Origin of the sequence: Mesorhizobium sp. M0615, assembly GCF_040320805.1 — a bacterium.
GTDB lineage: Bacteria > Pseudomonadota > Alphaproteobacteria > Rhizobiales > Rhizobiaceae > Mesorhizobium.
Window position 1 is genome coordinate 17,042 of the sequence record NZ_JAMYQI010000001.1, and the last position, 26,699, is coordinate 43,740.

Sequence of the window (26,699 nt, forward strand, 5' to 3'; positions counted from 1 at the left end):
GAGCTTGAATGGTATGCCGGCTGGGTATGTTGAGATTCAGGTCAGGCCGCCACCGAGAACTATGGTCTTCGAGAACCGGAGCGGAGCGTACTTAATGTACGTGGGCACCGGACGCGCAGAAGACCATCGTTCGCCGGCCGGCCTCACCTGAATATCAATATGCCTAATGACGGCGCAGGAAGCGGCGGTGAAAATGATCGTTCTCGATCCGCTTGCAGAGATAGACCGGGCAGGATTCGGTATCGGCGCTCGGTACATAGGCGCGCTTTCTGACCTCGCCGACATTGCAGAATTGCTGGCTCTGCACATAGCGGTCGAAGAGCGGCAGCCCGGGCACGCGCCTGGACTGATAGCGCAGGATGACCGCGCCCTGGCGGGCGATCGTGCCTTGCACCGTGTCGCAGCTCATACGAGTGGGGTCGTAGCGCGAAATTGCCTGCGCCTCGGCAGCCGCCAGCGTCAGGCAGGCGGCAAGCAGAATGGTTTTCACAACCGTTTTCATGACAGTCTCCCAAAACCGGACTAACGCCGTCGGGCGTCCCGGTCTTCCCGATTGCTCGACGCTTTCATGCGATTGGGGCGGCCTTTGGGCGGCGCCACCGCAACGCCATTTTTCGAGCCATCTTGTTTTTGGTGCGAAACCCGCCTATATCAGCTCCATTGATATTTCGGCCGATCGATCCGGGCCTCGCGATCTTCGCGTTTGCTGACGTCTATCTCCAAAATCTCGATACAAACCGGCTGAACCTCGGTTCGGTCAAACCAAAGCAAATGCGAGGACTATTCATATGGCAACTGGTACGGTCAAGTGGTTCAATGCCACCAAGGGCTTCGGCTTCATTCAGCCTGATTCGGGCGGTGCGGACGTTTTCGTTCACATCTCCGCTGTCGAGCGCGCTGGACTGTCGACCCTGGTCGAAGGCCAGAAAATCAACTTCGAGATCGAGCAGGACCGCCGCACAGGCAAGTCGTCCGCTGGTTCTCTGAGCAAGGCAGCCTGATTTTGCGATAGCGCGCGCCGGACGAGAGTTCGGGGCGCGCGGCAAGTCACGGATGTACTGACGGTCGCGCGAGAAGCGCGCTGGAGCGGAAAGACCCGACAAGCTGGATCAGCAGATAGCTGCCGGCCCGGACTTAAAGCTCCGATCAGGCTACCGAAAATGGGAAGGCGGGATTTATCCCGCCTTTTTGTTTGTCTGGAATTGGACGATGGCCATGCTATTAGTTTCGCCCCATGACCAAGCTCGAACAGATTGAAAGATCCATCGCAGCCCTGAACACCACAGAACTAAAGGCCTTTGCCAAATGGTTCGCAGCGTATCAGGCAGAAGTGTGGGATATGCAGATCGAGGCGGACGCCAAGGCTGGCCGGCTGGATAAGTTTGCCGAGCAGGCTTTGGCTGAACTTCACGCGGGCCGAGTTCGCCCTCTTTGAATGCGCGCTACGGCCGAAGGCCGCAAGCCCAACCGGGCATCGCGCCCGTTGGCGTCCCGTCCGGAACGAGCCGCGAAGCGGCGGCAAGCGTGAGGACAAAATCAGCGCCGCAGATGCAGCGGCACCACCTTGTTGTCGGCGCCAAGCAGCGCCTCGATCGACAGCGGCTCCCGGTTGAAGATCGTGCCGGCCAGCGCCGGGCGGCCGAGATGGAACCCCTGTAGCAGGTCGACGCCGCCATCCAGCGCGACGCGCAGATGCACGGATTGCTCGATGCCTTCCACCAGCACCTTGGCGCCGCGATCGTGCAGCGACGAGACGAGCGGCCGGAAGAAGCGCTCGGCGGCAGCGTGGCGGCAGAATTCGGCGAACCAGCCGCCGTCGATCTTCACAATATCCGGTTGAAGCAGGCTCATCCGCTCCGCGGTCGAGTGGCCGGTGCCGAAATCGTCGATGGCGATGCGGATGCCGTGGCGCCGCATCTCGCGCACCAGCGGGGCCAGCACATTATCGTCGGCCGCCTGTTCGGTGATCTCGCAGACCAGCATGGCGGCATGCAGGTCGAGATCGCCGAGATGCCGCGTCATCAGCCGGATCTCGGCCAGCGCCCGCCCGAGATGATCGTTGATCATCGGGTTGTAATTGAAGAACAGGTCGAGCCCGTCGACGCCGATGTTGCGGAAGTTTTTCAGATGCAGCATCCGGCACATCGTCTCGACAAACAGGCGGTCGCCCGGCGCAACACTGTCGAAGAACATGGCCGGTGCAACCGGCATGGAAGCGCGCTGCGGTTCGATCAGCGCCTCGACGGCAACCGCGGCCAACGCGCCACCGCGTGGCGCAAAGATCGGCTGGTAGGCGCTCTTCAGCCGGAACGCGCCGTAGACGCCGTATTCGATGCCGACCTCGTCGGCAAAGATCGCTTCGCCGATATCGCGACGCCTCTCGCGCTGCCCGGTCATGGCCCGGTCCTGCGCCCGAACACCCTGCCCGGCCGCGCCGGAGGCGCTGCAGTCGGGCCGGCAGGCGTCTTGCCAGGCTCGGCCGCCGCGACAGATGGCTGCCCATCCTTGCCGAAAGCGCGAAAGCTGGTCGGCGCCAGTTCCGGCTTCGCCAGCACGAAGCCCTGCACCATCGATGCGCCGGATTTCTCGGCCAATTCAAGCTGCCAGCCTTCCTCGATGCCTTCGAACACCGTGCGGATGCCCTGTAGTTCGAAGTTCGTCACCATGGCAGTCAGCAGGGCAAAGCCGGCGCCGGATTCCATGAGCTGCGTGATCCAGTGCGCATCGAATTTGACGATGTCGGGCTTGAGCTCCTTGATGCGGTTGATGTCGGATTCATCGGCGCCGTAATCGTCGACGGCAATGCGAAAGCCATTGGCCCGCAGCGCCTCGACAAAGCTGTAGAGCGTTTCCTGCGACGCCGACTTCTGCTCGGTCACCTCGCACACGATGCGGCGCGGATCGATCCCGGCTTCGTGCAGCACCAGCCGCATGTCGCGCAACGCGTTGTCGGCGATGGAGCGCTCGGTAAACACCGACGGATCGAAATTGACGAAGATCGAAGCCTCTTGCGGCAGGCAGGCGCCGGCATTGAGCAAATGCAGCGTGCGCGTCAGCGCCTCGATATGCAGGCGGTCGCCGGCCGGACAGGTGCGGAAGAAGTTCATCGGCGATTGCGGCTCGCCGTCACGAAACGGCCGGATCAGCCCCTCGAACGCTGCGATCGAGAGCTTGCCGTCCTTGAAGGCGAAGATCGGCTGAAAGGCGCTCTGCAGCGTGTAGGGACCCCAGACACCTGAAGCGGTGCCGTCATCGTGACGGATGATGTGGGCAAGCCCGGTGCTGCGCGACAAGGGTCCCTCGCTCCGCGAGACAGGCGAAATGGCTGGCGATCCTGCCGTCAAAGGTTTTAGCGGCCGTTGATGAATTTAGTCTTGCCGGGGATAGGCGTCGATTGCAGAGCCCGCAACGCAGAGTGAAACCGTCATGCACGCGCTCCAAAAAGCCGATCTCCACGGGTCCTTGACCCTGGCTCATCCGACAATGCTTGCACTTGCCGGGTCGATGCGACATGAGAAGCGCCGCAGCTGTTTGCGGTTGCGCCGACCCCTCTGGAGATATCTGGTCATGGCCTTTTTTGCCGACGCCCTTGCCCGCGTAAAGCCTTCCGCCACCATCGCGGTGACGCAGAAAGCCCGCGAGCTGAAAAATGCCGGCCGCGACATTATCGGCCTCGGCGCCGGCGAACCGGATTTCGACACGCCCGACAACATCAAGAATGCGGCGATCGAGGCGATCCGCCGCGGCGAGACCAAGTACCCGCCGGTTTCGGGCATCGCGCCGCTGCGCGAGGCGATCGCGAAAAAATTCAAGCGCGAGAACAATCTCGACTACAAGCCCGAGCAGACAATTGTCGGCACCGGCGGCAAGCAGATCCTGTTCAACGCCTTCATGGCGACGCTGAACCCAGGCGACGAGGTCATCATCCCCCGCCCCTATTGGGTCAGCTATCCCGAAATGGTGGCGATCTGCGGCGGCACCTCGGTGTTCGCCGATACTTCGATCGACAATGGTTTCAAGCTCACTCCCGCCGTGCTGGAAAAGGCGATCACGCCGAAGACCAAATGGCTGTTGATGAACTCGCCGTCGAACCCGTCCGGCGCCGCATACACGGAAGCCGAGCTGCGCGCGCTGGCCGACGTGCTCTTGAAGCATCCGCATGTCTGGACACTGACCGACGACATGTACGAACACCTGACCTATGGCGACTTCGTCTTCAGGACGATCGCCGAGGTCGAGCCGAAACTCTACGAGCGCACGCTGACCATGAACGGCGTCTCAAAAGCCTACGCCATGACCGGCTGGCGCATCGGCTATGCCGCGGGTCCCGTCCAGTTGATCAAGGCGATGGACATGATCCAGGGCCAGCAGACCTCGGGCGCCTGCACCATCGCGCAATGGGCCTCGGTCGAGGCGCTCAACGGCCCGCAGGATTTCGTCGCCAGGAACAAGGCGATCTTTCAGGGCCGTCGCGACCTCGTCGTGTCGATGCTCAACCAGGCGCGCGGCATAACCTGCCCGTCGCCGGAAGGCGCCTTCTATGTCTACCCGTCCTGCGCCCAGCTGATTGGCAAGAAGACCAAAGCCGGCAAGATAATCGACACCGACGAGACTTTCTGCTCCGAATTGCTCGAAGGCGAGGGTGTCGCAGTGGTGTTCGGCTCGGCCTTCGGCCTCGGCCCCAACTTCCGCATCTCCTACGCCACGTCGGAGACGCTGCTGGAGGAAGCCTGCACGCGCATCCAGCGCTTTACCGCATCGTTGATCTGAACTGGCGGCACCGAGACATGAAACCCGGCTCCGAGCCGGGTTTTTTGTTAGGAGCAGACCTCAGCCGCCATACTGCTCGCCGGTGACCGCTTCCATCCAATCGGCATGGACGCCGTCCAGCGCTTCCTGCATGGCGACGTGGGTCATTGCCGTCTTCGGACTCGCGCCGTGCCAGTGCTTCTCGCCGGGCTCGAACGAGATCACGTCGCCCGCCTTGATCTCCTGGATCGGCCCGCCCCATGTCTGCGCAAGGCCGGCGCCCGAAGTGACATAAAGCGTCTGCCCCAGCGGATGTGTGTGCCAGTGGGTGCGCGCACCGGGCTCGAAGCTGACCAGCGTGGCTCTGAGCCGGGCCGGCGCTTCCTTCTCGATGATGGGCGTCTGCAACACGCGGCCGGTGAAATACTTCTCCGGTGCGACGATGGTCGGCACGCTGCCGCAGGCAATGATCTTCATCTCTGGTGATCCCTAAGTTTGGCAGAAGCTCCCCTGCTCCGGTGCCGGCTACCACCCCAGCCGGGGCCAGAACAGGCCGGCACGCACGCGATAGTCCGCGTAGGCTCCGGCCAGCGGCGTGCGCGAAAATTTCTTCTCTTCGTCCAGCGCCGCAAACACATAGAGGATAGCGATCCCGGCGACCGGCACCACCACCCAGATCGACCAGGTCGCGATCCCCCAGCCGATCCAGAAGATGATGTAGGACGTATAGAAGGGGTGGCGGACATGGCCGTAGGGGCCGTCGATCAGCAGGCTGTGCGGATCGTCGGGTGCGAAGGCGAAGCGCAGCCGCGCCTTGCGCGACGTGACAATCGCCCACCAGAACAGGGCAGAGCTCGCCAGTTCGACGGCGAGCCCGGTGAGCTTTGCCGAAACCGGCTGCGATTGGATCCAAAGGATGGCGAGAAAGAACAGCGCCGTGGCGATGACCGCCGCCGATATCACCATGGCGCCTGGCGACATCGCCTGGGATTGGAAATGAGCCCGCATCGACCAGACATATTGGCCAACCGTCGCGATGCTGCAGATCGAGACAAGAAGATCGAGGACTGGTTCCATTGTCGGGATTCCGCGCGTGATTGCCATGGAGCCAGCGATCGTGCCGGCTATCTCTTTAGAAATCCTTTCTTAACCACATGTTTAAAGAACATATAGAGCCAGCGATGCGATGTTGGCGGTCAGGCAAATCTCAAGGTCTAATCCAGCATGAGCATCACTCACCGCACCATCCGCACGCCGCAGGCCGACTTGCGCCTCAGCCAGTCGTCTGGGTCCGGCATGCCCATCGTCATGATCCATGGCTCGGGCAGTTCGCGCGCCGTGTTTGCCCGTCAGTTCGACAGCCCGCTTGCCGATGCCCATCGGCTGATCGCCTTCGACCTTCCCGGCCATGGCGAGTCCTCCGATGCCCGCGACCCGGCGACCGCCTATACGATTACCGGCCTTGCCCAGACCTCAGCCCGGCTTCTCGACGCTTTGGGCATCGGCCACGCGATCATCTTCGGCTGGTCGCTCGGCGGCCATGTGGCGGTCGAACTGGCCAGCTTTCACCATGCGGTCAGCGGCCTGGTGCTGACCGGAGCGCCGCCGGTGTCGCGGGGGCCGCTTGGCATGCTGCGCGGCTTTCACGCCAACTGGGACATGCTGCTCGCCTCCAAGAAGGTCTACTCCGAACGCGACATCGAGCGTTTTGAGGCTCTGTGCTACGGCGACACCGCCAGTCCGTCTTTCCGCGAAGCCATCAGGCGCACCGACGGCCGGCTTCGCGCCGGCGTGGCGCGCTCCATGTTTGCGGGCAAGGGCGCCGACCAGAAACAGGTGGTCGAGCACGCTCCGTTCCCCGTCGCGGTGATCAATGGCGAGCATGATCCGCTGGTGCGGCTGAGCTATTTCGAGACCGTCGCCTACAGCTCGCTGTGGGAACAGTGCCATGTCATACCAGGCGCCGGCCATGCGCCCTTCTGGGAACGTCCGGACCTGTTCAACCCGTTGCTGTCGCGCTACGCCGAGACGGTGGTGAAGCAAAGCGCAGCCAGGCCGGCGCGCCGCACCCAGGCCCGCTGAAATCTACCGGCGGTTCTGACCCCGGCTCTCGCTCCGTCCGTCTGGCGGCGGCGCGATTTCTATTTTCCTTGCCCTGCCGGCTAACCCGTGGGACGATGGGTTGGGCAGGTGGCTAAATGAAAACAACCCCGCCCGCGACGGTCGAACAGGCCGGCCGCCGCTCACGACAGGGTGCGATCGGCGCAAAACGTTTCCACTTTTGCTGATCGCTTCCAAGGGCAACGCCTGAGTGGAGGTCAGCCATGGGTACTCGCGCCGGAGGACGACGCACGGGACCGAAATGCATTGCCATAGTCGGTCCCTTTGCAAGCGGTAAGACGACACTTCTCGAAGCCATCCTCGCCCGTACGGGCGCCATCCCCCGCCAAAATCCCGTTTCATCGGGAAGCACCGTTTCCGATCATTCGCCCGAGGCGCGGGCGCACGCCATGAGCGTCGAGGCGACCTTTGCCACCACCGAATTCATGGGCGAGCAGATCACCTTCGTCGACTGTCCCGGATCGATCGAATTCTCCTTCGAGGCCGAGCCGGTGCTGGCAGCCTGCGATCTCGCGGTGGTCGTCGCCGAGGCCGACGAGAAGAAGATCCCAGCCTTGCAGCTCATCATGCGCAAGCTCGACGATCTCGGCGTGCCGCGCATCCTGTTCCTCAACAAGGTCGACAAGGCAATCGCCGGCGTACGCGATACGCTGAAGATGCTGCAGCCGACGAGCGCGGCGCCGCTGTTGCTGCGCCAGATTCCGCTGCGCAAGGACAATGTGGTGATCGGTTCCATCGACCTGGCGCTAGAGCGCGCCTACATCTACCGCGAATATGCCGAAAGCCAGGTTGCCGAAATTCCAACTGATGACAAGGCGCGCGAACTGGAGGCTCGCTTCTCCATGCTGGAGACGCTTGCCGACCATGACGACCAGTTGATGGAGCAGTTGCTGGAGGAGATCGAGCCGCCGAAAGACGCGGTCTTCGACGATCTGTCCGCCGACCTGCGCGCCGGCGCCATAACGCCGGTGCTTATCGGCACCGCCGAAAAAGGCAACGGCGTGCTGCGCCTTTTGAAGGCGATCCGCCATGACGCACCGGATGTCGAGGCGACGCGCAAACGGCTCGGCGTCCCCGACGGCAATCACACCGTGGTCCAGGTGATGAAGACCATCCACACCGCGCATGGCGGCAAGCTGTCCGTGTCGCGCGTACTCTCCGGCCAGATCGCCGATGCAGCCGAACTCTATTTGTCGAATGGCGAGACGGCGAAGGTCTCCGGCATCTACAAGATGCTCGGCAAGGACCAATCCAAGCTCACCGCTGCCAAGGCCGGCGACACGGTGGCGTTGGGCAAGCTGGACGAGGTCAAGACCGGCCAGACGTTGAGCTCCACGAAGGGCGGTATCAAGCCGCTGGTCACGCTGACGCCGCCGCAGCCGGTCTTTGCCTTTGCCCTGCGGCCGAAGGAGCGCAAGGACGAGGTCAAAATGTCGGCGGCCATCCAGCGCCTGGCCGAGGAAGATCCCTCGCTCACCTTGCGCCACAACCAGGACTCGGCCGAGACCGTGCTGTCCGGCCATGGCGAGATGCATCTGCGGGTCGTGCGCGAGCGGCTGGAAGGCAAGAATCAGATTCCGGTCGAAGGCCATGCGCCTGCCGTCCCCTATCGCGAGACGATCCGAAAGACGGTGCAGCAGCGCGGCCGCCACAAGAAGCAGTCCGGCGGCCATGGCCAGTTCGGCGATGTGGTGATCGAGATCAAGCCGCTGCCGCGCGGCTCCGGCTTTCAGTTCTCGGACACCATCACCGGCGGCGTCGTGCCCAAGACCTACATCCAGTCGGTCGAAACCGGCGTGCGCGATTATCTGAAATCCGGCCCGCTCGGCTTCCCTGTCGTCGATGTCGCCGTCAACCTCTCCGACGGCTCCTACCACGCCGTCGATTCCTCCGACATGGCTTTCCAGATGGCGGCCAAGCTGGCCATGAAGGAAGGCATGGCGGCCTGCTCGCCGGTGCTGCTCGAGCCGGTCATGAAGGTCGAGATCGTCACGCCGTCCGAAGCCACTTCGAAGATCATCGCGCTGATCCCGCAACGGCGCGGGCAGATCCTTGGCTACGACGCGCGGCCTGACTGGCCGGGATGGGATGTCGTGGAGGCGACCATGCCGCAGGCCGAGATCGGCGGCCTGATCATCGAACTGCGCTCGGCGACCTCCGGCGTCGCCAGCTATCGTTGCGCCTTCGATCACATGGCCGAGCTGACCGGACGGTTGGCCGACGAAGCGATGAACGCCAACGGCAAGGCTGCCTGACAGGCCAAAGGATGATCCGCACAAAAAACGGCGCCCGGATGATCCGGACGCCGCTCTTATTGCGGACCGTCTTCTTGGGAGGAAAACGGCAGGTCCGCCGCACGTATCCGCCGCGCCATACGGCACTGACAGACGAATAGGTTCGGACGCGGTAGCCGCCTGAGCCCGGATCTTCCGAGTGATGCCCCCATCTCCCGGTCGAACCACACCGCGTCCTATGATCTGCTTAAACGATGAATCGCGCCTGCGGCATGTTACCTGAGGTTACATGTCACTGTTACGCGGCGATTTTGCTCGATTTTTCGCTGGCTACGGCAGGCCCGGAAACAAAAAAGCCGGATCAATGAAGATCCGGCTGAGTTTGATTGGAAGTGCCTGTTAAGGCTAACCTCCAGAGGGGAACACTCGAGGGCGCTAATGGGAGGAGAACGCGCCCAGGAGATGATCTATATATGTGCTGTTCATGCCCAAGAAACAAGCATCTATTTTGCAACACACGCATGCAAAAAGGTACAGGCTGTGGTCTAACCCATGTCTAGGGGCCATAGGACCACGAAAAGTTGCCAAATGAATAGCGCGACCGTGCTGTTGCCTTCGCAGAACCGCAAGTCGGGCTGATTCTCGCGCTCGCGGGCAAAAAGCCGAATGACGTTGAATCGGGCAGCAGGCGTTTATTTTTGCGGCAGCGGGATGGGAAGGGTCGGCCGGAAGAAGGGAGACCTGACATGCGGACACCCCAGGCGATCGCCGGCAGCGCGGTCTTCTTCATCGCCGCACCTTGTGTCGTGGCCGGGCTGGTGCCCTGGCTGCTGACGGACCGCTACCGTCTGCCGCTGTCGACGGTGCCCGGCTTCGTGCCGGCTGGCTCCATCCTAATCGTCGCGGCCATCGCCCTGCTCGTCCATTCCTTTGCCCGCTTCGCGCTCGAAGGCATGGGCACGCCGGCGCCTGTAGCACCCACCGAGAGACTGGTGATCGGCGGCGTCTACCGCCATGTCCGCAACCCGATGTACGTCGCCGTGCTGTCGATCATCCTCGGCCAGGCGTTGCTGTTTTCAAGCTGGAGCGTCGCTGCCTATGCCGCCATCGGCGCGATCGTCATGGGCTCTTTCGTCAGGTTCTATGAGGAGCCGACTCTCGCCCGCCGCTACGGTGGCGAATACGAGACCTACCGCCGCAATGTTCCCGGCTGGCTGCCACGGCTGACGCCTTGGCGGGGGTGACCAGCACCTCCCAAGGGCATGTTTAAAATGACCAGCTGCGCGCTTTGGCGATGATGAAGTCGCGGAAGACGTGCAGCTTGGCCTGGTTCTTCATTGCATCGGGATAGGCGAAATAGGTGTCGAAGGACGGCACCTCGGTCTCCGGCAAAAGCTGCACCAAATCCGATTCCTTGGAGATCACGTAGTCGGGCAGCATGGCGATGCCGGCGCCGCCCTGCACGGCGCGCTTGATCGACAAGATGTCGTTGATCTGCAGCGTCGGCACCCTTTGCCCACCGTCGAAATCGCCGATCGTTTCCAGCCAGTTCAGCTCCGACAGATGCGACGGCACCGGCACACCGAAAGTGACGATGCGATGGTTCTTCAGATCGGCGACCGAGGTCGGCTTGCCGTGCTTGCCGACATAGGACGGCGAGGCATAGAGGTGGAAATGCACGGTGAACAGGCGGCGCTGGATAAGGTCGGGCTGCTGCGGCTGGCGCAGCCGTATCGCGCAGTCGGCCTGGCGCATGGTGAGGTCGAGTTCCTCATTGGCCAGGATCAGCTGCAGGCTGATTTCGGGATAGAGCTCGATGAACTCCTGCACCCGTTCGGTCAGCCAACCGGCGCCAAGCCCGACTGTCGTCGTCACCCTGAGCACGCCTGAGGGACGGTCCTTTGCCTCGGTCAGCTTCGACTTGATGGTCTCCAGCTTCATCAGCACGTCATGCGCCGTGCGGAACAGCATTTCGCCCTGCTCGGTCAGCACCAGGCCGCGGGCATGGCGATTGAAAAGCGGCACCCCGACGTCATGCTCGAGCGCGCTGACCTGGCGTGAAATCGCCGATTGCGACAGGTGCAAAGTCTCGGCGGCATGGGTAAACGACCCAGCCTCCGCCGCTGCGTGAAACACGCGAAGCTTGTCCCAGTCCAACGCCATTGAATTCCCCTCGTTCTGTTCTTGGCGTCTGAATGAAAAATCAGGCTTTTGAACGGCTTGCGACGCCGTCTTGATAGATTTTATTCCGCCGCTTCGCGGTGCACCTCGATGCCGGCCAGGTATTTTTCCGCCTCGAGCGCGGCCATGCAGCCGAGCCCGGCGGCGGTCACCGCCTGACGGTAGATGTCGTCGGTTACGTCACCGGCGGCGAACACGCCGGGCACATCGGTGCGGGTCGAATTCGGCGCCGTCCACAGATAGCCGTTCGGCTTCTGCTTCAGCTTGCCGACAAACAATTCCACCGCCGGCGCATGGCCGATCGCCACGAACACGCCGTCCACCTGGAGATGGGTGACCTCGCCGGTCACCGCATTTCTGAGCTTCAGCCCTTCGACCGAAGGCGGCAGCGGCGTCTTGCCAGGCCGGCCGGTGATCTCGTCGACGATCGTGTCCCAGATGACTCGGACATTGTCCTTTTTCAGCAGCCGCTCACGCAGGATGCGCTCGGCGCGGAAATCGTTGCGCCGGTGGATGACGGTCACGCTCTTCGCCAGATTGGAGAGATAGAGCGCCTCCTCCACCGCCGAATTGCCGCCGCCGATGACAGCGACCTCCTTGCCGCGATAGAAAAACCCATCGCAGGTGGCGCAGGCCGACACGCCGAAGCCCATGAAGGTCTGTTCGGTGGGGATGCCCAGCCATTTCGCCTGTGCGCCGGTGGCAATGATCAGCGCGTCGGCCGTGTAGGTGGTGCCGGAATCGCCCGTGGCGCGGAACGGCCGCACATTGAGGTCAACCTCGGTGATGATGTCGTTGATGATATCGGTGCCGACATGCTCGGCCTGCTTCAGCATCTGCTCCATCAGCCACGGGCCCTGGATCGGATCGGCGAAGCCTGGATAGTTTTCGACATCGGTGGTGATCATCAGCTGCCCGCCCTGCTGCAAGCCTGCTACGAGCATCGGCTTGAGCATGGCGCGCGCGGCGTAGACTGCGGCGGTATAGCCGGCCGGGCCGGAACCGATGATAAGGACAGACGCGTGCTTGGTGGTCATCTAAAGCCTCTGCGGGGCAGACAATCGAGTGTGCCTTGGAAAACGACGTGAAATGTTGCTGGTAATGTAAGGGTTGCCAACCACGCCAGCAAGACGATCAGGCCGTCGTCCCCGGAAAGCTTCGGCCTACAGGCTTATTCGCGCAATGGCCGCTTTCGTTACGGTTGCGAAATCGCCCGACCACGGGCTGGCATCGACACAAAAGTCGTTTAAGGACGAGAGTGCGAAAGATTCTTGCGCTAAGCCGAGACCGCCATGCCCCTGAAAGCCGACCTCGACGCCATCGACTGGAAGATTCTGCGCGAGCTTCAGGCCGACGGGCGCATGACCAATGTCGAACTGTCGAGCCGTGTCGGCATTTCCGCCCCGCCCTGCCTGCGCCGTGTCCGGCGGCTGGAGGAAAGCGGCATCATCAGAGGCTATCGCGCCTTGCTCAACGCGCCGGCGCTCGGCATGGATGTCGTCGCCTTCTGCCTGATCGGCCTGCATCACCAGGCCGACGCGGAACTCAAAACCTTCGCCGAGCGCACTCGCGGCTGGCCGATCGTGCGCGACGCCTGGATGGTCTCGGGCGAATCCGACTTCCTGCTGCATTGCGTGGCGAGTGATCTCGGCACCTTCCAGACCTTCGTCATCGAAGAACTGGCTTCGGCGCCGAATGTCGACACGGTGCGCACCGCGCTGACCATCCGCCGCGTCAAGGACGAAGGGCTGGTGGCGTTCAGCGCCCCATGATCGTCCTAGATTCGGGCGAGCGACTCGACAGCCCTCAAAAGCCGTTCCAGATCATCGGGGTTGCGCAGCGGCAGAACCTCGAAGCCCGGCTCATTACTTCCCTCGCCATCCACCAGCCAGCCGCGCGGCAGGCCGGCACGTTGTCCGGCCTGCATATCCGCGGCCTTGTCGCCGACGATCAGCGAGCGTTTGAGATCGAGGCCGAGGCGCTGCTGGGCCTCGAGCAGCATGCCCGGATTGGGCTTGCGCATCGGGTGGTCGGCGACCGCCAGTGGCCCGCTGCCCGCCTCGTGGTAGGCGCAGGCCAGAACCATGTCGACGAAGGCATCGCCTGCGGCAAGCAGCTTGAGAACCCGGCCGTTGACCGCGGCAAATTCCTTCCAGCCGAAATAGCCGCGCGCGATGCCGGACTGGTTGGTGACGATGACCACCGGGATGTTGCCCCGGTTGGCCGCCGCGATGACCGGCACGATGCCGTCGCGCAGCACCATTTTGGCGGGATCGTCGGGATAACCCGTATCGACATTGATGGTGCCGTCGCGGTCGAAGAACAGCGCCGGCGTCCCAGCGAGAAAGGACTGCAAACCCACCCGCTCGACCCACAGGCCGGGTTCAGCCAGCGGGTATGGGCCGTAGGCCCCGGTGTCAGCCATTCGACAGACGGTCTTCCACCACCTCGCAGAGATAGTGGTAGAGGCAGAGATGTCCCTGCTGGATGATCGGCGTCGAGGTCGAGGGCACGTTGAGCAGGATGTCGGTGAGCGGCTTGAGTTTGCCGCCGCCGTCGCCGGTGAGGCTGACCACCGTCATGCCCATCATGCGCGCCTGTTCGGCGGCAGCCAGAATGCTCGGCGAATTGCCGCTGGTCGAGATCGCCAGAAGCACGCCGCCGGCCGCGCCATGCGCTTCGACCTGGCGCGAAAACACGGTGTCGAAGCCATAGTCGTTGCCCCAGGCGGTCAGCATGCCCGCGTTGGCCGGCAGCGCAATCACATTGTAGGCCTTGCGCTCCTTAAGGAAGCGGCCGACCAGTTCGGTGGCAATGTGGATGGCGTCGCTGGCCGAGCCGCCATTGCCGCAGACCAGCAGCGCCTTGCCCGAGGAAAGCGCAGCGACGACCGCACTCACAGCACGTTCCATCTCGGCGGTCAGGTCACGCTCGACTGTCGCGGTGATCGCGGCCGCCGAGCGGACCAGATAGTCATTCAGTCCGGACATGAAATCCCTCAGTTGGTACCGCCGCCGGCGCGCAATTTGCCGATCGTGCCGGTGGTGCTCTTGCCGGCGACAAGGTCGACCAGGACGACGCGCCCGCCCGCCTTCTGCACCACATCGGCGCCCACAACGGTTTCGACCGTGTAGTCGGCGCCCTTGACCAGAATGTCGGGCAGAAGCGCCTCGATCAGCGCCAGCGGCGTATCCTCTTCGAACACCACGACCGCATCGACCGAGGCCAGGGCGGCGAGCACGCAGGCACGATCATGCTGATCGTTGACCGGGCGCCCGGCGCCTTTCAGCCGACGCACCGAGGCATCGCTGTTGAGGCCGAGCACCAGCCGGTCGCACTGGCTGCGCGCCGCGTGGAGAAGACTGACATGGCCGGCATGCAATATATCGAAGCAGCCATTGGTGAAGCCGACGCTCAGGCCCTCGTCCTTCCACGCCGCCACCATGCGCGCGGCCGATGCGGCATCGAGGATGGCGTCCTTGTGGGCGGTGGGGCCGTGCGAGCGGAACAGCGCGCCGGTGAGTTCCTCCACGGTCAGCCGCGCGGTGCCGCGTTTGCCGACCACCACACCGCCGGCGGCATTGGCGATGGAGGCGGCCATGACGCGATCGGCGCCCGCGGCCAGAGCCAGCGCGAAGCTCGCGATGACCGTATCGCCGGCGCCCGAAACGTCGAACACTTCGCGCGCCTGGGTGGCGATGTGGCGCGCCTCATCCGCGCCGACGACGCTCATGCCCTTTTCGCTGCGGGTGGCGACGACGAAGTCGAAGCCATGTGCCGAAATCAGCTGGCGTGCCGCCGCGACGATCTCGTCGTCGGCGAAAACCGGGCGACCGACAGCTTCGCCAAGCTCCTTGCGGTTGGGCGTGATGGCGGTCGCGCCGGCATAGCGCGCATAGTCGCGGCCCTTGGGATCGACCAGCACCGGTTTTCCCGCCTCGCGGCAGATGGCGATCAGGTCGGCGGCGACGCCGTCGAGCAAGATGCCCTTGCCATAGTCGGACAGAATGACGATGTCGGCGCGCGTGAGTGCGGCGCGAAAATGCCGGACCAGGTCCGCCCGTTCCTTGTCGTCGAGCGGCTTGATCTCTTCCTCATCGAAGCGCAGCACCTGCTGATTGAGCGCGCTGAAGCGGCTCTTCGACGACGTCATGCGACCGCGCTCCTGCGCCATATCAGCCGTATCGGCGCCGAGTTCGCGCAGCATGCGCACCAGATTGTCGCCGGCCATATCGGTGCCGATCACCGATATGGGAATAGCGCTGGCACCCAGCGAGACGATGTTGGCGACAACGTTGCCTGCGCCGCCCATCGTCGAGGTCTCGCCGCGCCCGTGCAGCACCGGGATCGGCGCTTCCGGCGAGATGCGCTCGATGACGCCGTTGACGAAACGGTCGAGGATGAAGTCGCCGACCACCAGCACGGCAACGTCGCCAAAGCGGGCAATGGCGCGGTGCAAAGGTTCGGGCGAAGGCGGATTGTGCTTGATCATGTCACTGGCAATGCGAGGGAAAGGCCGACCTCAATCACGCTGAAAATTGTCAATTTACGGGCCGGATCGTTCATGGCGAAGCCGATATACCGCAAATCCGCGCAGCGCAACGTCAGGGCGGCCGTCAGCTCTTCTGCAACGCGACGTGGACGCCCAGTCCGACCAGCACCGCCCCGCCCGCCCTCTGCATGATGCGCTGCGCACGGCTGGAGCGCTTCAGCCGGGCGATCACCATGCCTGCCAGCAACACGCAGACAATATCTGCCGAAGAGAACATTAAATTGACGATGGTGCCCAGCACGACGAATTGCAGCCACACCGGGAACCCCGCCGAGGCATCGATGAACTGTGGCAGGAACGCCATGAAGAAGATCGCCGTCTTCGGATTGAGCACTTCGACGGTGATGCTCTCGAAAAATGCGCGGCGCGCCGATTTGCGCTCGATCGCCGGCAGCGCCGTGTCACCGTCCCCGCGCTTGCGGAACAAGGACACGCCAAGCCAGATCAGATAGAGCGCGCCGATGAACTTGACCGCCATGTAGAGCGGCGGCACCGCATGGAAGAGCACCGACAGCCCGGCGGCAGCCGCAAAGACATGGAAATAACCGCCAAGATGGATGCCAAGTGCCGCCGTCAGCCCCGACCAGCGCCCGCGCGCCATGGTCTGCGCGGCGGCATAGAGCATGGCCGGTCCTGGAATATAGGCAAAGATCGCCGTGGTGGCGAAAAACGCAATGAGCAGTTCGGTCGACGGCATTTTTTGTCCCCTAGCTTGCGGGCCTCGATAAAGCGGGCGCTTCGCGGTCTCGCTGTGGCGTCGTGGTGCTTCATCGACAGCCCGGCTGCCCTCCCTTATAAGGACCGGAATCGCAAGCAACCAGAGGCCTTCATGATCATCGTCACGGGCGGGGCCGGCATGATCGGCTCCAACATCGTCGCCGCACTCAATGCCGAAGGCCATGATGACATCCTCGTCGTCGACGACCTCACCGACGGCCACAAGATCGCCAACCTGGCCGATTTGCAGATAGCCGACTATCTCGACAAGGACGAATTCTTGGCCACCTTGGAAGCCGGCGACCTAGGCCGAGTCGAGGCCGTCTTCCACCAGGGCGCCTGCTCGACCACCACGGAATGGAACGGCAAGTTCATGATGGACGTGAACTACGCCTTCTCAAAGCGGTTGCTGCATGGCTGTCTTTCGCTGCGCATACCGTTCCTCTATGCCTCCTCGGCTTCCGTCTACGGCGGCGGTTCGGAGTTTCGCGAGGACCCCGCACTTGAGCGGCCGCTCAACGTCTACGCCTATTCGAAGAAACTATTCGACGACTATGTCAGGCGCACCGTGTTCGACACCGATCATTCGCAGGTCGCCGGCCTGCGCTACTTCAACGTCTATGGCCCGCGCGAGGCGCACAAGGGCGCCATGGCCTCGGTCGCCTTCCATCTGTTCAACCAGGTCGGGCGCGGCGAAAACCCAAAGCTGTTCGGCGCCCATGACGGCTTCGGGCCTGGCGAACAGAGCCGCGACTTCATTCATGTCGGCGATGTCGCCGACGTCAATCTGTGGCTGTGGAAGCGCGGCTCGAGCGGCATCTTCAACTGCGGCACCGGCCGCGCCCAGCCGTTCCGCGCCATTGCCGAGACCGTGATCGATACGCTGGGCAAGGGCGAGATCGAGTTCATCGAATTCCCCGATCACCTCAAGGGCAGCTACCAGAGTTTTACCCAGGCTGATATGTCCCGCTTGCGCGCAGCCGGCTATAATGGGCAATTCCGCACAGTGGAAACCGGCGTCAGAGACTATGTCGAATGGCTGAAAGCCCAACGATCCTCGTGATCGGCCCACGCTGGGTGGGCGATATGGTCATGGCTCAGTGCCTGTTTTCAGCGCTGAAGGACGTCCATCCCAACGCCGCCATCGACGTGCTTGCCCCGGCCTGGGCGGCCCCGCTGGTCAAGCGAATGCCCGAGATTCGCCAGCAGATCGATTTCCCGCTGCAACCCGGCGCGCTCGAATTCATCATTCGCCGCCGCTTCGGCCGCCTGCTGCGCGGCCGCTACGACATGGCCTACGTCCTGCCGGGCAGTTGGAAATCGGCGCTGATCCCGTTCTTTGCCCGCATTCCGCGCCGTTTCGGCAATCTCCGGGAAATGCGCTACGGCCTGCTGACCGACATCGTGCCGCTGCCCGATGCCGTCAAACGGCGCACCGCGCAGGCCTATTTCGGTCTTGCCCAGGGTGGCCATTTCCGGGCGCCGCACCTGACCGTCGATGGCGGCAATCAGAAAGAGTTGCTCGCCCGCTTCGACCTGCAGCCGGGAAAATTCGTCGCCATGATGCCCGGCGCCGAATTTGGTCCGGCCAAACGCTGGCCTAGCGAAAGCTATGCCGGCCTCGCCGGAGAGATGATGGCGAAAGGATTCAAGGTCGCGTTGTTCGGCTCGAAGAACGATCGCGACGTCACCGCCGAGATCGCAGCACTCGCGCCCGGTGTCGTCGATCTGGCAGGAAAGACACGGCTGGAGGACGCCATCGACCTGATCGCCGCGGCCAGGCTGGCGGTGTCCAACGACAGCGGGCTGATGCATGTCGCGGCCGCCGTCGGCACGCCGGTCGTTGCCGTCTACGGTTCGACCTCGCCGGAAAACACGCCGCCGTTGGCTGAACAGCGCGAACTGATCTGGTTGCATCTGTCCTGTTCGCCCTGCCATCGGAAGATCTGTCCGCTCGGCCACCTCAACTGCCTGAAGACGCTGGACGTTGCCCGAGTGGCAGCGGCGGCGGACAGGTTGCTGGAACTCCCGGCCGCCGCATGAAGGTGTTGATCGTCAAGACCTCCTCGATGGGCGACGTCATCCACACCTTCCCCGCCGTCGAAGATGCACGCCGCAAGCGCCCCGATATCGCCTTCGACTGGTGCGTCGAAGAGGCCTTTGCCGGCATCGTCGCGCTGCATCCGGCGATAGCAAAGATCCATACCGTCGCCATCCGGCGCTGGCGCAAGCATCTGTTCAACGCCGGCACATGGCGGGAGGCGACAAGCTTGCGCCGCGCTCTGCAAGCAGGCGAGTACGACCTCGTCATCGATGCGCAGGGGCTGCTGAAATCGGCCCTGGTTGCGAAACAGGCAGCGGCACCAATCGCAGGTTTCGACCGCGCAAGCGCGCGGGAGCCCTCGGCAACGTTGTTTTACCAGCGCAAATACGCCGTGCCGCGCAACCTGCACGCCATCGAACGCACGCGCCGGCTGTTCGGGCTGGCGCTCGGCTACGAGCCCGATCTTTCGGCGCTCGCATCCGGGATTGTGCCGCCTCCCGGCGGCCTGGCCGGCATTGACGGCAAGACGGCCTTCCTGCTGCACGGCACCAGCCGCGAGGACAAGAAATGGCCCGCCGAAGACTGGATCGAAACGGCTCGCCTGCTGGTTGGTAGCGGAATGACGCCGGTCACCACCTGGTCGAACGAGCGTGAGAAGGCGGTGGCCAAGGCGATCGCAAAAGCCGTGCCGCCAACGATCGTGGTGCCGAGATCGCCGCTGGCAGACATTGCCGCGATCCTTGGCCGCTCGACGCTGGTTATCGGCGCCGACACCGGTCTGACCCACCTCGCCAGCGCCTTCGGCCTGCCGACGGTCGCGGTGTTCCTGGCGACCGAGCCGGGTTTGACCGGCCCGCGCGGGCAATATGCCTCAACGTTGCTGGCCACATCGGGGGAGCGCCTCGTGCCGGCACAGGTGGTGTCGGAAGCAGAAAAGCTATTAGCCCTTAAGCTCCAAGCTGCGGCATAGGACCTTCCAGAAATTCTGAGGTGCTAGATAAATTGCACCTGGACGATCTCGTAACCCCTGGCGCCGCCAGGGGCGTTGACCTCGATGGCGTCGCCGACTTCCTTGCCGATCAGCGCGCGCGCGATCGGCGAGGAGATCGAAATACGGCCCGACTTCACATCCGCTTCCTGGTCGCCGACGATCTGGTAGGTCTTCTTTTCCTCGGTGTCCTCGTCGACCAGCACCACCGTGGCGCCGAACTTGACCTTGTCGCCGCTAAGCTTGGTGACGTCGATCACCTCGGCCCGAGCAATATAGTCTTCCAGTTCGTTGACACGGCCCTCATTGAGGCTCTGCGCCTCTTTGGCGGCATGATATTCGGCATTTTCGGACAGGTCGCCATGCGAGCGCGCTTCGGAGATCGCCTCGATGATACGCGGCCGCTCTTGCTGCTGGCGCCAGCGCAGTTCTTCCTTCAATGACGCGAACCCCTCGCCTGTCATCGGGACCTTGTTCATGATGCCTGACCTTTCCTGCCGCCACCCCCGCATTTCGGGGAAAGCCTTGTCGATGGGTATAAAAAGAAAACGGGTCCGGCAGCCTCGGGCTAACGGAACCGTTTCACCGCAGTTTTCCCCAATATAGCGATCCTCGCGCGTTTTTCACGCTGAAAAAGCAGGCTTTTTGAAAAATCATGAGCCGATTGTCCAATTGTCGTTACGGCACGTGCAGCGTGTTGCAGTTGCGACAACCAAAAAACCGACTGCGATTGCTCGCAGCCGGCCCAGAGAAGCCGTTGGGGTTGGGTCAGCTTCTCATGAAATGGTAGATCTGTTCGGCCAGCATGCCGTATTCGCGGGAACCTTTGCCGGTCCGCTTCTCGATCTCGGCCAGCTGCGCCTGGGCGCCGGCCAGATCGCCGATCTGCAGATGGGCCTCGCCGAGATATTCGCGCACCAGCGTGTAATCCGGGTTGATGCGGAGCGCTTCCTCGTAATAGCCGAGGCCGACGGTGACACGGCCGGAATGGCGATGCGAATAGCCGAGATAGTTGAGGATGCGTGGATCCTGCTTGTTGGCGGCAAGGCTGAGCACGGCGATCGCCTCATCATAACGCCCGGCCATGGCCAGGTCGTGACCAGCATCGTAGATGTTGTCGTCGTCCAGCATGCCGTACTTCGGCGCGACGCATTTCTGCTTTTTCTTGTCCCAGACCTGCCCCTTCTTGCACTGGGTGGTGGTCTCGGTACCACCGCCACCGCCGCCGGCCGCAAACACCGGAACCGCAAAGAACTGCAGCGCCACAAGCGCCGCAGCCGCCTGGATCAACACTCTTTTATGCATCGAAGCCTCCTTGAGGGATAATGACGATCTTGAGGGAAAATGACGATAATGAAAAGCTAACGCCGGGATGCAGACTTTTCATCCCGGAAACCCGCAGCCGCCGAAACTATTTGTGCGGCCGTGCCTAACCTGAATTCGGTCAAAGGCGGGAGCCAGGGATCAGAACATGACGTGACGCGCGCTGCAAATCCGCTATCATTCGGGAAATGATCAGCGGGGGTGCCCGAGAGTGCAACAGCGCCGTGAGCGGGAATGGGAGCTATCGATCGGCCCGGACACCGTGCGCCTGTTCATTCTCAAGGCAAAGGGACTGAGTGCTGCCGTCAACGAAGACTATGCCGACGATGCCGAGCATGAGGTCGAGCTCGATGGTGAATCACATGCCAATCACCACCATGACGGTCTGGCGGAGGAAAGCGCGGAAGACCTCACCGAGGAAGAGCTGCGCGAGCTGATCAACGACCTCAACGTCGACGAAGCGGCCGAGTTGATCGCGCTGGCCTGGGTCGGCCGCGGCGACTATGACGCAGCGGAATGGTCCGATGCGGTTGCCGCTGCGCGCGACCGCGCCAACAAGCGCACGGCGAAATACCTGCTCGGCATGCCGCTTTTGGCCGACTGGCTGGAAGAAGGGCTGGAAGCGATTGGCGCGTAACGACGTCGTTACCGTTCGTGATGGGCCGCAGGCAACCTCCGGGCGCTCGCGCCGTTGAGGACGATGGGGTCTGTTGTACTTTCCCGAACATGCAGGGTTGCACTGGTCATGGTCGTCACGGCTCTGCTGCTGACGCCCCTGCTGACGCAAGCCGACGCCAAACAGCGCAAGAAGCATTACACGCCGCTGTCACAGCGGTTGGAGCAGCTGTTTTCACCGCGGGTCGACTCGCATCCTAAGCCGCGCAGCAAACACCGCCAGAAGCCCAGGCCACAGCGGCACATCACGCCAAAGCAGGTGGAACAAAAGACCCCGGATAAAGAGCCCTCGCCCGCCGATGTTCCGGTGCAGCCCTCGCGCGTTGTCCCGCTGCCCGAGGCGCGTCCTTCAGAGGCGCCGAAGACCGGCGCGGCACCGACAAAGGCCGAAGGTCCGAACCCCCTTGGCGCGCCCAACCGGTCCAATGACGATCGATTCAACGAAGAAAAGTCCCGTTTGAAAAAGCAGGCGCGGCCCGGACCGTCAGCCCCGAAGCCGTCGACCGATAAGCAAAGCGAGCCCGAGCCGCCGGCCGCGGTGCCGATTCCGACACAAAAGCCAGACACTTCGGAACCTGAAGCTCAGCCGCTGGCCGTTGCTCCGCAACCACCTGAAAAACCCGATGCCGGCGACAAGAAGATGCTGCCCGATGCGCGCTCGGCCGATGTGCCCGATGCAAAAATGCCGGCGGCGGAAGTCGCCTGTCGCGAGCGGCTGACGGCCCTTGGTGTCGAATTCGAGGAGCATAAGGCGGAAAGCAATCCCGACATCGGCTGCTCGATCCCCTATCCCCTGGTGCTGAAGTCGCTCGGAAAATCCATCGCCATCGGCCCCGCGACCGAACTCAACTGCCCAATGGCCGAGGCTGCAGCCCGCTTTGCCGCCGAAATCATACAGCCGGCGGCGAAAGCCGAGTTCGGAGCTGACCTGAAATCGATTAACCAGGCATCGGCCTTTGTCTGCCGGCCGCGCAACGGCACGCGCCATCTGTCGGAACATGCCTTCGGCAACGCGCTCGATATTGCCAGCTTCACGTTGTCGGATGGCAGAAAGGTCGAAGTCGGTCCAACGCCGCCCGAGAAGGACGGCAAATTCCTCAATGCGGTGCGCAAGGCCGCCTGCGGACCGTTCAACACCGTGCTTGGACCGGGCGCGGACCCGGACCATTCCCTGCATTTCCATCTCGATCTCGAACCGCGCCGGAATGGTGGCACTTTCTGCCAGTAATGGCCCTCCAGTGATCGTCATGCCGGTGATGGTCTGGCTGCCGCATTTCGGCCGCAGGCATGAACGGGAACGCTGAGTTTTCCTTTACCCTTGATCGTTAAAATCCCACCGATCAAGGACAGGATTCCGCCCATGGCCGCAATATTTCGCGCCGCGAAGGCAAAAAGCGCAGCGATACTGGCCACCGGTCTTGCGCTGGCCGCCGTTTCGGCTTGCAACACTGGCAGCGTGCTGTCGCTGCAGCCGGCCGTCGATGTCGGCTCGCAGACCGCGGCCGTGCCGCAATATGAAGGCATGCAGAAGCTCGTCCCGTCCAATCCCTATATGACTGCCGCCTATCCGCGCATGGACGAGCCGATGTCGGAGCCGCAGCAGATGCCGGCCAGCGAAACCGATTGCCGTGGCGAGCTGAAGCGCCTTCGCGTCGTCTACACCGATGTCCAGCCGATCCATGAGGGACAGTGCGGCATAGACTGGCCGGTCAAGGTCTCCGCCATCGGCGGCATCCAGATGAAGCCCGCCGCGACATTGACCTGCGACATGGCCGCAAGTTTCGCCGCCTGGACCAGCAACGAACTGGTTCCTTCCGCCCGCTGGCGCTATTTCTCGGGCGTCAAGACCATCCACCAGGGCTCGAGCTATTCCTGCCGCAACATCGCCGGCGAAGGTGTCCTGTCCGAGCACGGCAAGGGCAACGCCCTCGACGTCATGAGCATCGAGCTCAACAACGGCGACGACATCGACGTGCGCAAGCCCGGCCTGTTTGCCTTCCGCACCCGCGGCTTCCTCAACAATGTGCGTGCCGACGGCTGCCAGTATTTCACCACCGTGCTCGGTCCCGGCTACAATTACGATCACCGCAACCATTTCCATTTCGACATCAAGAACCGCAAAAGCGGCTACCGCGCCTGCCGCTAAGGCGTTTCACCGTTCAGAAATCAGTCGGGATTGGCGTTCCCGGTGGAAGCGATGATTTGCTCGGCCACCAGATCCTGGATGCGCCAAAGGTTCCTGTCGCGGATACCGCTCTCTTCCAACTTGCTGACGGTTCGGAACAGGTATTGAGCCGACGAGCCCCAATGCCCGGCAGCCCGCGCCAGCGTGTCGGCAACCTGCTCCAATGGCAGCCGGCCGGCATAGGCCCTGCCGTCTGGCGCGGCGACGAAAGCCAAGGCCCGCAACGGCCCATCCTTGGTCTTGACCTTGATCCAGCATGGCACGTTAGTCGGCGGATTGGCATCGATCTCGCGGCGCATCAACTGGCCAAGTTGCCCGACATGGTCTTCCGCGGGCAGCCGATAGACGATGCCGTTGCAGCTGCCGCCTCGATCGAGCGCCAGCATCAGCGCCGGCAAATCACGGGTTCCGCGCCAACGGGTCAGCGTCAGGCAGAACGAGCGGTGCCATCCTGGCGCCGTGGCCGGGCGCTGCTCGACATGGGCAAATTCGGGGTTCCAGATCAGCGACCCGTAGGCAAAGACCCATAGCGCTTCAGGCCGATGCTCCGACAGAAGTTGCTCGACAAGACTATCGAACTCCGCGTCTGTATGCTCGGTTGTTCCGGGCTCGGGACCCGGATCCGGTTCGACACGCTCCACCCTTGCGACAAGGTCCGCGGTCAATGCCATCGAGCTGCGACCCACCGGCTTCTTATCCATTGCTGCTCACCCCCCGCAAAAACGATGGCCGACGATAGAACGGCTGCTCGCCGCTGGCCATTGATTTCCAGGGTCCGTCAGGCACAGATACCGCACGGATCGAGCCGCTTTCATGAGCCGACGAAGCCTGCAACGACGCGCATTGACCTGGCTCGCCGCTCTTCTGGCGGTCTGGCTGGCCCTCGCCTATGTCGCTGCGCCGGAATTCTGGACGGTTCGCGACCGCGGCTTTCGCACGCAGACTTTCGAGATGGTGACACACACGCCGCAAGGCATTCCGGGCGACCCGATCAATATCGGCCTTGTCGGTACCGAAAAAGAGATGATCCATGCCTTCGCCATGGCCGGATGGGATACGGCCGATGGCGTGACGCTAAAGACCGCGATCGAAATCGGTGAGAGCGTGCTGTTCGATCATCCCTATCCTGACGCCCCGGTCAGCCGGCTGCTGTTCGAAGGCCGCGCCCAGGATCTCGCCTTCGAAAAGCCGGTCGGCGGCAGCGCCGACCGGCGCCATCATGTCCGCTTCTGGCGCAGCGATGCGACCGGCGACGACGGCCGAACGCTCTGGATGGGCTCGGCCAGCTTCGACCGCGGCGTTGGTCTCAGCCACGATACCGGCGCCATCACCCACCATATCGCCCCTGACATCGACGCCGAGCGCGATCTCGTGATCCACGACCTGTCGGCGGCCGGCATGGTGATCTCGGTGAGCGACATCCCGGGCATCGGCGCCACCAGGACCGGACGCAACGGCGGCGGCGATCCCTATTTCACCGACGGCAAGGCTGTTGTCGGGGTGCTCAGGCAATTCCCCTGAACCACTGTCATTTTCCAAAAATCATCGCGGACTATTTTCCTGCGGCCCGCCGCAATGCTATTGAGCCCTGATGCTATACGTCGAAATCGCCACCGTGGTCGTCCTCATCTGTGTGAACGGCCTTCTGTCGATGTCCGAGCTCGCCATCGTGTCGTCGCGCCCGGCGCGGCTCAAGGCGATGATCGACCGCGGCGTTAATGGCGCCGGGCGTGCGCTGACGCTCGGCTCCAATCCCGGCAAATTCCTGTCGTCAGTGCAGATCGGCATCACTCTGGTCGGCGTGCTGTCGGGCGCCTTCTCCGGCGCCACGCTGGGCGACAGGCTGTCGGTGTACCTGGCCTCGACCGGCATGCGCGAAAACATCGCCGATCCGCTCGGCGTCGGCATTGTCGTTGCGATCATCACCTATTTCTCGCTGATCGTCGGCGAACTGGTGCCCAAGCAGATCGCGCTGCGCGATCCCGAGCGTGTTGCGGCCCGCGCAGCGCCTGCGATGACCATCCTCGCCACCGTCTCAGCGCCGCTGGTGTTCCTGCTCGACATTTCCGGCCGCGCCATATTGTGGTTGCTCGGCCAGCGCGGCGAGAGCGAGGAAAAAGTCACCGACGAAGAGATCAAGATGCTGGTCGCCGAGGCCGAGCACCACGGCACCATCGAATCTGACGAGCGGCGCATGATCGCCGGCGTCATGCGGCTCGGCGATCGCGCCGTGCGCGCCGTGATGACGCCGCGCACCGAGGTCGACTGGATCAACTTGCAGTCCGATGAGGGTGCCATCCGCAAGCTCTTGATGGAGACCCAGCATTCGCGCCTGCCGGCCGGCGACGGCGGCGTCGACGTCATGGTTGGCGTTGTTCAGACGCGCGACGTGCTGGCCGCCCTGCTCGCCGGCCGCGCACTCGATCCGCGCAAGCATGTGCGCGCCGCCCCCATCGTCTACGACCAGGCCGACGCGCTGGATGTGCTGCAGAAGCTGAAGGAATCCGACGTGCCGATGGCGCTGGTGCATGACGAATACGGCCATTTCGAAGGGATCGTCACACCTGCCGACATTCTCGAGGCCATCACCGGCGTCTTCCGGGCCGATACCGACGCCGGCGACGAGGAAAACGCCGTCAAGCGCGAGGACGGCTCATGGCTGCTCGCGGGATACATGCAAGCCGACGAGATGGCTGACGTTCTCGGTATCGACCTGCCGGAAAATCGCGACTACGAGACCGTCGCCGGTTATGTGCTGTCGCACATGCACCATCTGCCGGCGACCGGCGAATGCGTCGACGCGCAAGGCTGGCGTTTCGAGGTCGTCGACCTCGACGGCCGCCGCATCGACAAGCTGATCGCCACCCGGCTGCCCAGCGGCCATCGCGAAGTGGTGCGTTGACACTCTGCCGTCAAAGCGAATAGCGCCC

The 26,699-nt window shown here is 63.1% G+C and carries 29 protein-coding genes; 15 read left to right on the forward strand and 14 right to left on the reverse strand.

What is annotated here, in order from left to right; all coding sequences use genetic code 11:
• Window positions 1-163: 163 nt before the first annotated feature.
• Window positions 164-490 (reverse strand): hypothetical protein, encoded by a 327-nt coding sequence (locus NKI46_RS00090; RefSeq protein ID WP_023748190.1) that lies wholly within the window; start codon window positions 488-490, stop codon window positions 164-166.
• Window positions 491-788: 298 nt separating this feature from the next.
• Between NKI46_RS00090 and NKI46_RS00095 the strand changes: the two genes are divergently transcribed.
• Window positions 789-1,001: a cold-shock protein gene (locus tag NKI46_RS00095; RefSeq protein ID WP_015316174.1), complete on the forward strand. Its 213-nt coding sequence runs from the start codon at window positions 789-791 to the stop codon at window positions 999-1,001.
• A 233-nt stretch (window positions 1,002-1,234) separates the two neighbouring features.
• Window positions 1,235-1,435, forward strand: coding sequence for a hypothetical protein (locus tag NKI46_RS00100; RefSeq protein ID WP_023748189.1), 201 nt, complete (start codon window positions 1,235-1,237; stop codon window positions 1,433-1,435).
• Window positions 1,436-1,536: 101 nt separating this feature from the next.
• On the opposite strand, the gene NKI46_RS00105 is transcribed toward NKI46_RS00100, so the two are convergent.
• Together NKI46_RS00105 and NKI46_RS00110 are read right to left on the reverse strand one after the other, a co-directional pair.
• The gene (locus NKI46_RS00105; protein WP_023689726.1) at window positions 1,537-2,397 is read right to left on the reverse strand and encodes an EAL domain-containing protein; all 861 of its coding nucleotides are present in this window, start codon (window positions 2,395-2,397) and stop codon (window positions 1,537-1,539) included.
• On the reverse strand, window positions 2,394-3,293 hold the full coding sequence (locus tag NKI46_RS00110) for an EAL domain-containing protein (protein WP_023728195.1): 900 nt from the start codon (window positions 3,291-3,293) through the stop codon (window positions 2,394-2,396). The genes NKI46_RS00105 and NKI46_RS00110 overlap by 4 nt, the downstream gene beginning before the upstream one ends.
• A 274-nt stretch (window positions 3,294-3,567) precedes the next feature.
• Between NKI46_RS00110 and NKI46_RS00115 the strand changes: the two genes are divergently transcribed.
• Window positions 3,568-4,770 (forward strand): pyridoxal phosphate-dependent aminotransferase, encoded by a 1,203-nt coding sequence (locus tag NKI46_RS00115; RefSeq protein WP_352744203.1) that lies wholly within the window; start codon window positions 3,568-3,570, stop codon window positions 4,768-4,770.
• Between the two features lie 60 nt (window positions 4,771-4,830).
• On the opposite strand, the gene NKI46_RS00120 is transcribed toward NKI46_RS00115, so the two are convergent.
• Window positions 4,831-5,226, reverse strand: coding sequence for a (R)-mandelonitrile lyase (locus NKI46_RS00120; protein ID WP_352744206.1), 396 nt, complete (start codon window positions 5,224-5,226; stop codon window positions 4,831-4,833).
• Between the two features lie 48 nt (window positions 5,227-5,274).
• Window positions 5,275-5,826: a methyltransferase family protein gene (locus NKI46_RS00125; protein WP_023817643.1), complete on the reverse strand. Its 552-nt coding sequence runs from the start codon at window positions 5,824-5,826 to the stop codon at window positions 5,275-5,277.
• A gap of 147 nt (window positions 5,827-5,973) precedes the next feature.
• Between NKI46_RS00125 and NKI46_RS00130 the strand changes: the two genes are divergently transcribed.
• The 3 genes from NKI46_RS00130 to NKI46_RS00140 all read left to right on the forward strand — a co-directional run bounded on the left by NKI46_RS00130 (window position 5,974) and on the right by NKI46_RS00140 (window position 10,348).
• A complete protein-coding gene (locus tag NKI46_RS00130; RefSeq protein WP_352744208.1) occupies window positions 5,974-6,831 on the forward strand; it encodes an alpha/beta fold hydrolase in 858 nt (285 codons plus the stop codon).
• Between the two features lie 242 nt (window positions 6,832-7,073).
• Window positions 7,074-9,125: an elongation factor G gene (locus tag NKI46_RS00135; RefSeq protein ID WP_023805975.1), complete on the forward strand. Its 2,052-nt coding sequence runs from the start codon at window positions 7,074-7,076 to the stop codon at window positions 9,123-9,125.
• Window positions 9,126-9,850: 725 nt separating this feature from the next.
• On the forward strand, window positions 9,851-10,348 hold the full coding sequence (locus NKI46_RS00140; RefSeq protein WP_023671969.1) for a methyltransferase family protein: 498 nt from the start codon (window positions 9,851-9,853) through the stop codon (window positions 10,346-10,348).
• Window positions 10,349-10,370: 22 nt separating this feature from the next.
• On the opposite strand, the gene NKI46_RS00145 is transcribed toward NKI46_RS00140, so the two are convergent.
• Window positions 10,371-11,267 carry a LysR family transcriptional regulator gene (locus tag NKI46_RS00145; protein ID WP_023671970.1) on the reverse strand — a complete coding sequence of 299 codons (897 nt, stop codon included), beginning with the start codon at window positions 11,265-11,267 and terminating at the stop codon, window positions 10,371-10,373.
• A gap of 80 nt (window positions 11,268-11,347) precedes the next feature.
• Window positions 11,348-12,322: a thioredoxin-disulfide reductase gene (gene trxB, locus NKI46_RS00150; protein ID WP_352744211.1), complete on the reverse strand. Its 975-nt coding sequence runs from the start codon at window positions 12,320-12,322 to the stop codon at window positions 11,348-11,350.
• A gap of 255 nt (window positions 12,323-12,577) precedes the next feature.
• Here trxB and NKI46_RS00155 point away from each other — a divergent pair, with 255 nt between their 5' ends.
• Complete coding sequence (locus NKI46_RS00155; protein ID WP_023705869.1) at window positions 12,578-13,057, forward strand: Lrp/AsnC family transcriptional regulator; 480 nt, start codon at window positions 12,578-12,580, stop codon at window positions 13,055-13,057.
• Window positions 13,058-13,062: 5 nt separating this feature from the next.
• Here NKI46_RS00155 and NKI46_RS00160 read toward each other — a convergent pair whose 3' ends face one another.
• The 4 genes from NKI46_RS00160 to NKI46_RS00175 all read right to left on the reverse strand — a co-directional run bounded on the left by NKI46_RS00160 (window position 13,063) and on the right by NKI46_RS00175 (window position 16,534).
• Complete coding sequence (locus NKI46_RS00160) at window positions 13,063-13,710, reverse strand: D-glycero-alpha-D-manno-heptose-1,7-bisphosphate 7-phosphatase (protein ID WP_352744214.1); 648 nt, start codon at window positions 13,708-13,710, stop codon at window positions 13,063-13,065.
• A complete protein-coding gene (locus NKI46_RS00165; RefSeq protein WP_023701614.1) occupies window positions 13,703-14,275 on the reverse strand; it encodes a D-sedoheptulose-7-phosphate isomerase in 573 nt (190 codons plus the stop codon). The genes NKI46_RS00160 and NKI46_RS00165 overlap by 8 nt, the downstream gene beginning before the upstream one ends.
• Window positions 14,276-14,283: 8 nt before the next feature.
• Window positions 14,284-15,777, reverse strand: a complete 1,494-nt coding sequence (gene rfaE1 / locus NKI46_RS00170) for a D-glycero-beta-D-manno-heptose-7-phosphate kinase (protein WP_352744217.1) — start codon at window positions 15,775-15,777, stop codon at window positions 14,284-14,286.
• Window positions 15,778-15,901: 124 nt separating this feature from the next.
• Window positions 15,902-16,534 carry a LysE family translocator gene (locus tag NKI46_RS00175; RefSeq protein WP_352744220.1) on the reverse strand — a complete coding sequence of 211 codons (633 nt, stop codon included), beginning with the start codon at window positions 16,532-16,534 and terminating at the stop codon, window positions 15,902-15,904.
• 132 nt (window positions 16,535-16,666) lie between these two features.
• Between NKI46_RS00175 and rfaD the strand changes: the two genes are divergently transcribed.
• Genes rfaD through waaC form a run of 3 tightly spaced genes read left to right on the forward strand, consistent with a single transcriptional unit; the run spans window position 16,667 to window position 19,568 of the window.
• Window positions 16,667-17,617: an ADP-glyceromanno-heptose 6-epimerase gene (gene rfaD, locus NKI46_RS00180; protein WP_023671978.1), complete on the forward strand. Its 951-nt coding sequence runs from the start codon at window positions 16,667-16,669 to the stop codon at window positions 17,615-17,617.
• Window positions 17,590-18,597: a lipopolysaccharide heptosyltransferase II gene (gene waaF, locus NKI46_RS00185; protein ID WP_352744223.1), complete on the forward strand. Its 1,008-nt coding sequence runs from the start codon at window positions 17,590-17,592 to the stop codon at window positions 18,595-18,597. Before rfaD ends, waaF begins: the two co-directional genes overlap by 28 nt.
• Window positions 18,594-19,568: a lipopolysaccharide heptosyltransferase I gene (gene waaC / locus NKI46_RS00190; protein ID WP_352744227.1), complete on the forward strand. Its 975-nt coding sequence runs from the start codon at window positions 18,594-18,596 to the stop codon at window positions 19,566-19,568. Before waaF ends, waaC begins: the two co-directional genes overlap by 4 nt.
• 23 nt (window positions 19,569-19,591) lie before the next feature.
• Here the strand turns inward: waaC and greA are convergent, their stop codons facing one another.
• Together greA and NKI46_RS00200 are read right to left on the reverse strand one after the other, a co-directional pair.
• Complete coding sequence (gene greA / locus NKI46_RS00195; protein WP_023683753.1) at window positions 19,592-20,065, reverse strand: transcription elongation factor GreA; 474 nt, start codon at window positions 20,063-20,065, stop codon at window positions 19,592-19,594.
• A 289-nt stretch (window positions 20,066-20,354) separates the two neighbouring features.
• Window positions 20,355-20,891 (reverse strand): tetratricopeptide repeat protein, encoded by a 537-nt coding sequence (locus NKI46_RS00200; RefSeq protein WP_023741092.1) that lies wholly within the window; start codon window positions 20,889-20,891, stop codon window positions 20,355-20,357.
• Window positions 20,892-21,120: 229 nt separating this feature from the next.
• Between NKI46_RS00200 and NKI46_RS00205 the strand changes: the two genes are divergently transcribed.
• The 3 genes from NKI46_RS00205 (at window position 21,121) to NKI46_RS00215 (ending at window position 23,730) form a co-directional block, all read left to right on the forward strand.
• Window positions 21,121-21,546, forward strand: a complete 426-nt coding sequence (locus tag NKI46_RS00205; RefSeq protein WP_352460596.1) for a DUF3775 domain-containing protein — start codon at window positions 21,121-21,123, stop codon at window positions 21,544-21,546.
• A gap of 198 nt (window positions 21,547-21,744) precedes the next feature.
• Window positions 21,745-22,812 (forward strand): extensin family protein, encoded by a 1,068-nt coding sequence (locus NKI46_RS00210; RefSeq protein ID WP_352744622.1) that lies wholly within the window; start codon window positions 21,745-21,747, stop codon window positions 22,810-22,812.
• A gap of 132 nt (window positions 22,813-22,944) precedes the next feature.
• Window positions 22,945-23,730 carry an extensin-like domain-containing protein gene (locus NKI46_RS00215; protein WP_023737838.1) on the forward strand — a complete coding sequence of 262 codons (786 nt, stop codon included), beginning with the start codon at window positions 22,945-22,947 and terminating at the stop codon, window positions 23,728-23,730.
• A gap of 20 nt (window positions 23,731-23,750) precedes the next feature.
• Here NKI46_RS00215 and NKI46_RS00220 read toward each other — a convergent pair whose 3' ends face one another.
• Window positions 23,751-24,470: a gamma-glutamylcyclotransferase gene (locus NKI46_RS00220; RefSeq protein ID WP_023737837.1), complete on the reverse strand. Its 720-nt coding sequence runs from the start codon at window positions 24,468-24,470 to the stop codon at window positions 23,751-23,753.
• Between the two features lie 112 nt (window positions 24,471-24,582).
• Between NKI46_RS00220 and NKI46_RS00225 the strand changes: the two genes are divergently transcribed.
• Entirely contained in the window at window positions 24,583-25,290 is a 708-nt protein-coding gene (locus tag NKI46_RS00225) for an LssY C-terminal domain-containing protein (protein WP_023724930.1), read from the forward strand.
• 70 nt (window positions 25,291-25,360) lie between these two features.
• Window positions 25,361-26,671 (forward strand): hemolysin family protein, encoded by a 1,311-nt coding sequence (locus NKI46_RS00230; RefSeq protein WP_023683747.1) that lies wholly within the window; start codon window positions 25,361-25,363, stop codon window positions 26,669-26,671.
• Window positions 26,672-26,699 lie beyond the last annotated feature (28 nt).

What these genes read in the sequence shown, in the direction of transcription:
- NKI46_RS00095 (WP_015316174.1), top strand. Translation starts at nt 789, where the DNA reads ATGGCAACTGGTACGGTCAAGTGGTTCAATGCCACCAAGGGCTTCGGC.
- NKI46_RS00100 (WP_023748189.1), top strand. Translation starts at nt 1,235, where the DNA reads ATGACCAAGCTCGAACAGATTGAAAGATCCATCGCAGCCCTGAACACC.
- NKI46_RS00105 (WP_023689726.1), bottom strand. Translation starts at nt 2,397, where the DNA reads ATGACCGGGCAGCGCGAGAGGCGTCGCGATATCGGCGAAGCGATCTTT.
- NKI46_RS00115 (WP_352744203.1), top strand. Translation starts at nt 3,568, where the DNA reads ATGGCCTTTTTTGCCGACGCCCTTGCCCGCGTAAAGCCTTCCGCCACC.
- NKI46_RS00120 (WP_352744206.1), bottom strand. Translation starts at nt 5,226, where the DNA reads ATGAAGATCATTGCCTGCGGCAGCGTGCCGACCATCGTCGCACCGGAG.
- NKI46_RS00125 (WP_023817643.1), bottom strand. Translation starts at nt 5,826, where the DNA reads ATGGAACCAGTCCTCGATCTTCTTGTCTCGATCTGCAGCATCGCGACG.
- NKI46_RS00130 (WP_352744208.1), top strand. Translation starts at nt 5,974, where the DNA reads ATGAGCATCACTCACCGCACCATCCGCACGCCGCAGGCCGACTTGCGC.
- NKI46_RS00135 (WP_023805975.1), top strand. Translation starts at nt 7,074, where the DNA reads ATGGGTACTCGCGCCGGAGGACGACGCACGGGACCGAAATGCATTGCC.
- NKI46_RS00140 (WP_023671969.1), top strand. Translation starts at nt 9,851, where the DNA reads ATGCGGACACCCCAGGCGATCGCCGGCAGCGCGGTCTTCTTCATCGCC.
- NKI46_RS00145 (WP_023671970.1), bottom strand. Translation starts at nt 11,267, where the DNA reads ATGGCGTTGGACTGGGACAAGCTTCGCGTGTTTCACGCAGCGGCGGAG.
- trxB (WP_352744211.1), bottom strand. Translation starts at nt 12,322, where the DNA reads ATGACCACCAAGCACGCGTCTGTCCTTATCATCGGTTCCGGCCCGGCC.
- NKI46_RS00155 (WP_023705869.1), top strand. Translation starts at nt 12,578, where the DNA reads ATGCCCCTGAAAGCCGACCTCGACGCCATCGACTGGAAGATTCTGCGC.
- NKI46_RS00160 (WP_352744214.1), bottom strand. Translation starts at nt 13,710, where the DNA reads ATGGCTGACACCGGGGCCTACGGCCCATACCCGCTGGCTGAACCCGGC.
- NKI46_RS00165 (WP_023701614.1), bottom strand. Translation starts at nt 14,275, where the DNA reads ATGTCCGGACTGAATGACTATCTGGTCCGCTCGGCGGCCGCGATCACC.
- rfaE1 (WP_352744217.1), bottom strand. Translation starts at nt 15,777, where the DNA reads ATGATCAAGCACAATCCGCCTTCGCCCGAACCTTTGCACCGCGCCATT.
- NKI46_RS00175 (WP_352744220.1), bottom strand. Translation starts at nt 16,534, where the DNA reads ATGCCGTCGACCGAACTGCTCATTGCGTTTTTCGCCACCACGGCGATC.
- rfaD (WP_023671978.1), top strand. Translation starts at nt 16,667, where the DNA reads ATGATCATCGTCACGGGCGGGGCCGGCATGATCGGCTCCAACATCGTC.
- waaF (WP_352744223.1), top strand. Translation starts at nt 17,590, where the DNA reads ATGGCTGAAAGCCCAACGATCCTCGTGATCGGCCCACGCTGGGTGGGC.
- waaC (WP_352744227.1), top strand. Translation starts at nt 18,594, where the DNA reads ATGAAGGTGTTGATCGTCAAGACCTCCTCGATGGGCGACGTCATCCAC.
- greA (WP_023683753.1), bottom strand. Translation starts at nt 20,065, where the DNA reads ATGAACAAGGTCCCGATGACAGGCGAGGGGTTCGCGTCATTGAAGGAA.
- NKI46_RS00200 (WP_023741092.1), bottom strand. Translation starts at nt 20,891, where the DNA reads ATGCATAAAAGAGTGTTGATCCAGGCGGCTGCGGCGCTTGTGGCGCTG.
- NKI46_RS00215 (WP_023737838.1), top strand. Translation starts at nt 22,945, where the DNA reads ATGGCCGCAATATTTCGCGCCGCGAAGGCAAAAAGCGCAGCGATACTG.
- NKI46_RS00220 (WP_023737837.1), bottom strand. Translation starts at nt 24,470, where the DNA reads ATGGATAAGAAGCCGGTGGGTCGCAGCTCGATGGCATTGACCGCGGAC.
- NKI46_RS00225 (WP_023724930.1), top strand. Translation starts at nt 24,583, where the DNA reads ATGAGCCGACGAAGCCTGCAACGACGCGCATTGACCTGGCTCGCCGCT.
- NKI46_RS00230 (WP_023683747.1), top strand. Translation starts at nt 25,361, where the DNA reads ATGCTATACGTCGAAATCGCCACCGTGGTCGTCCTCATCTGTGTGAAC.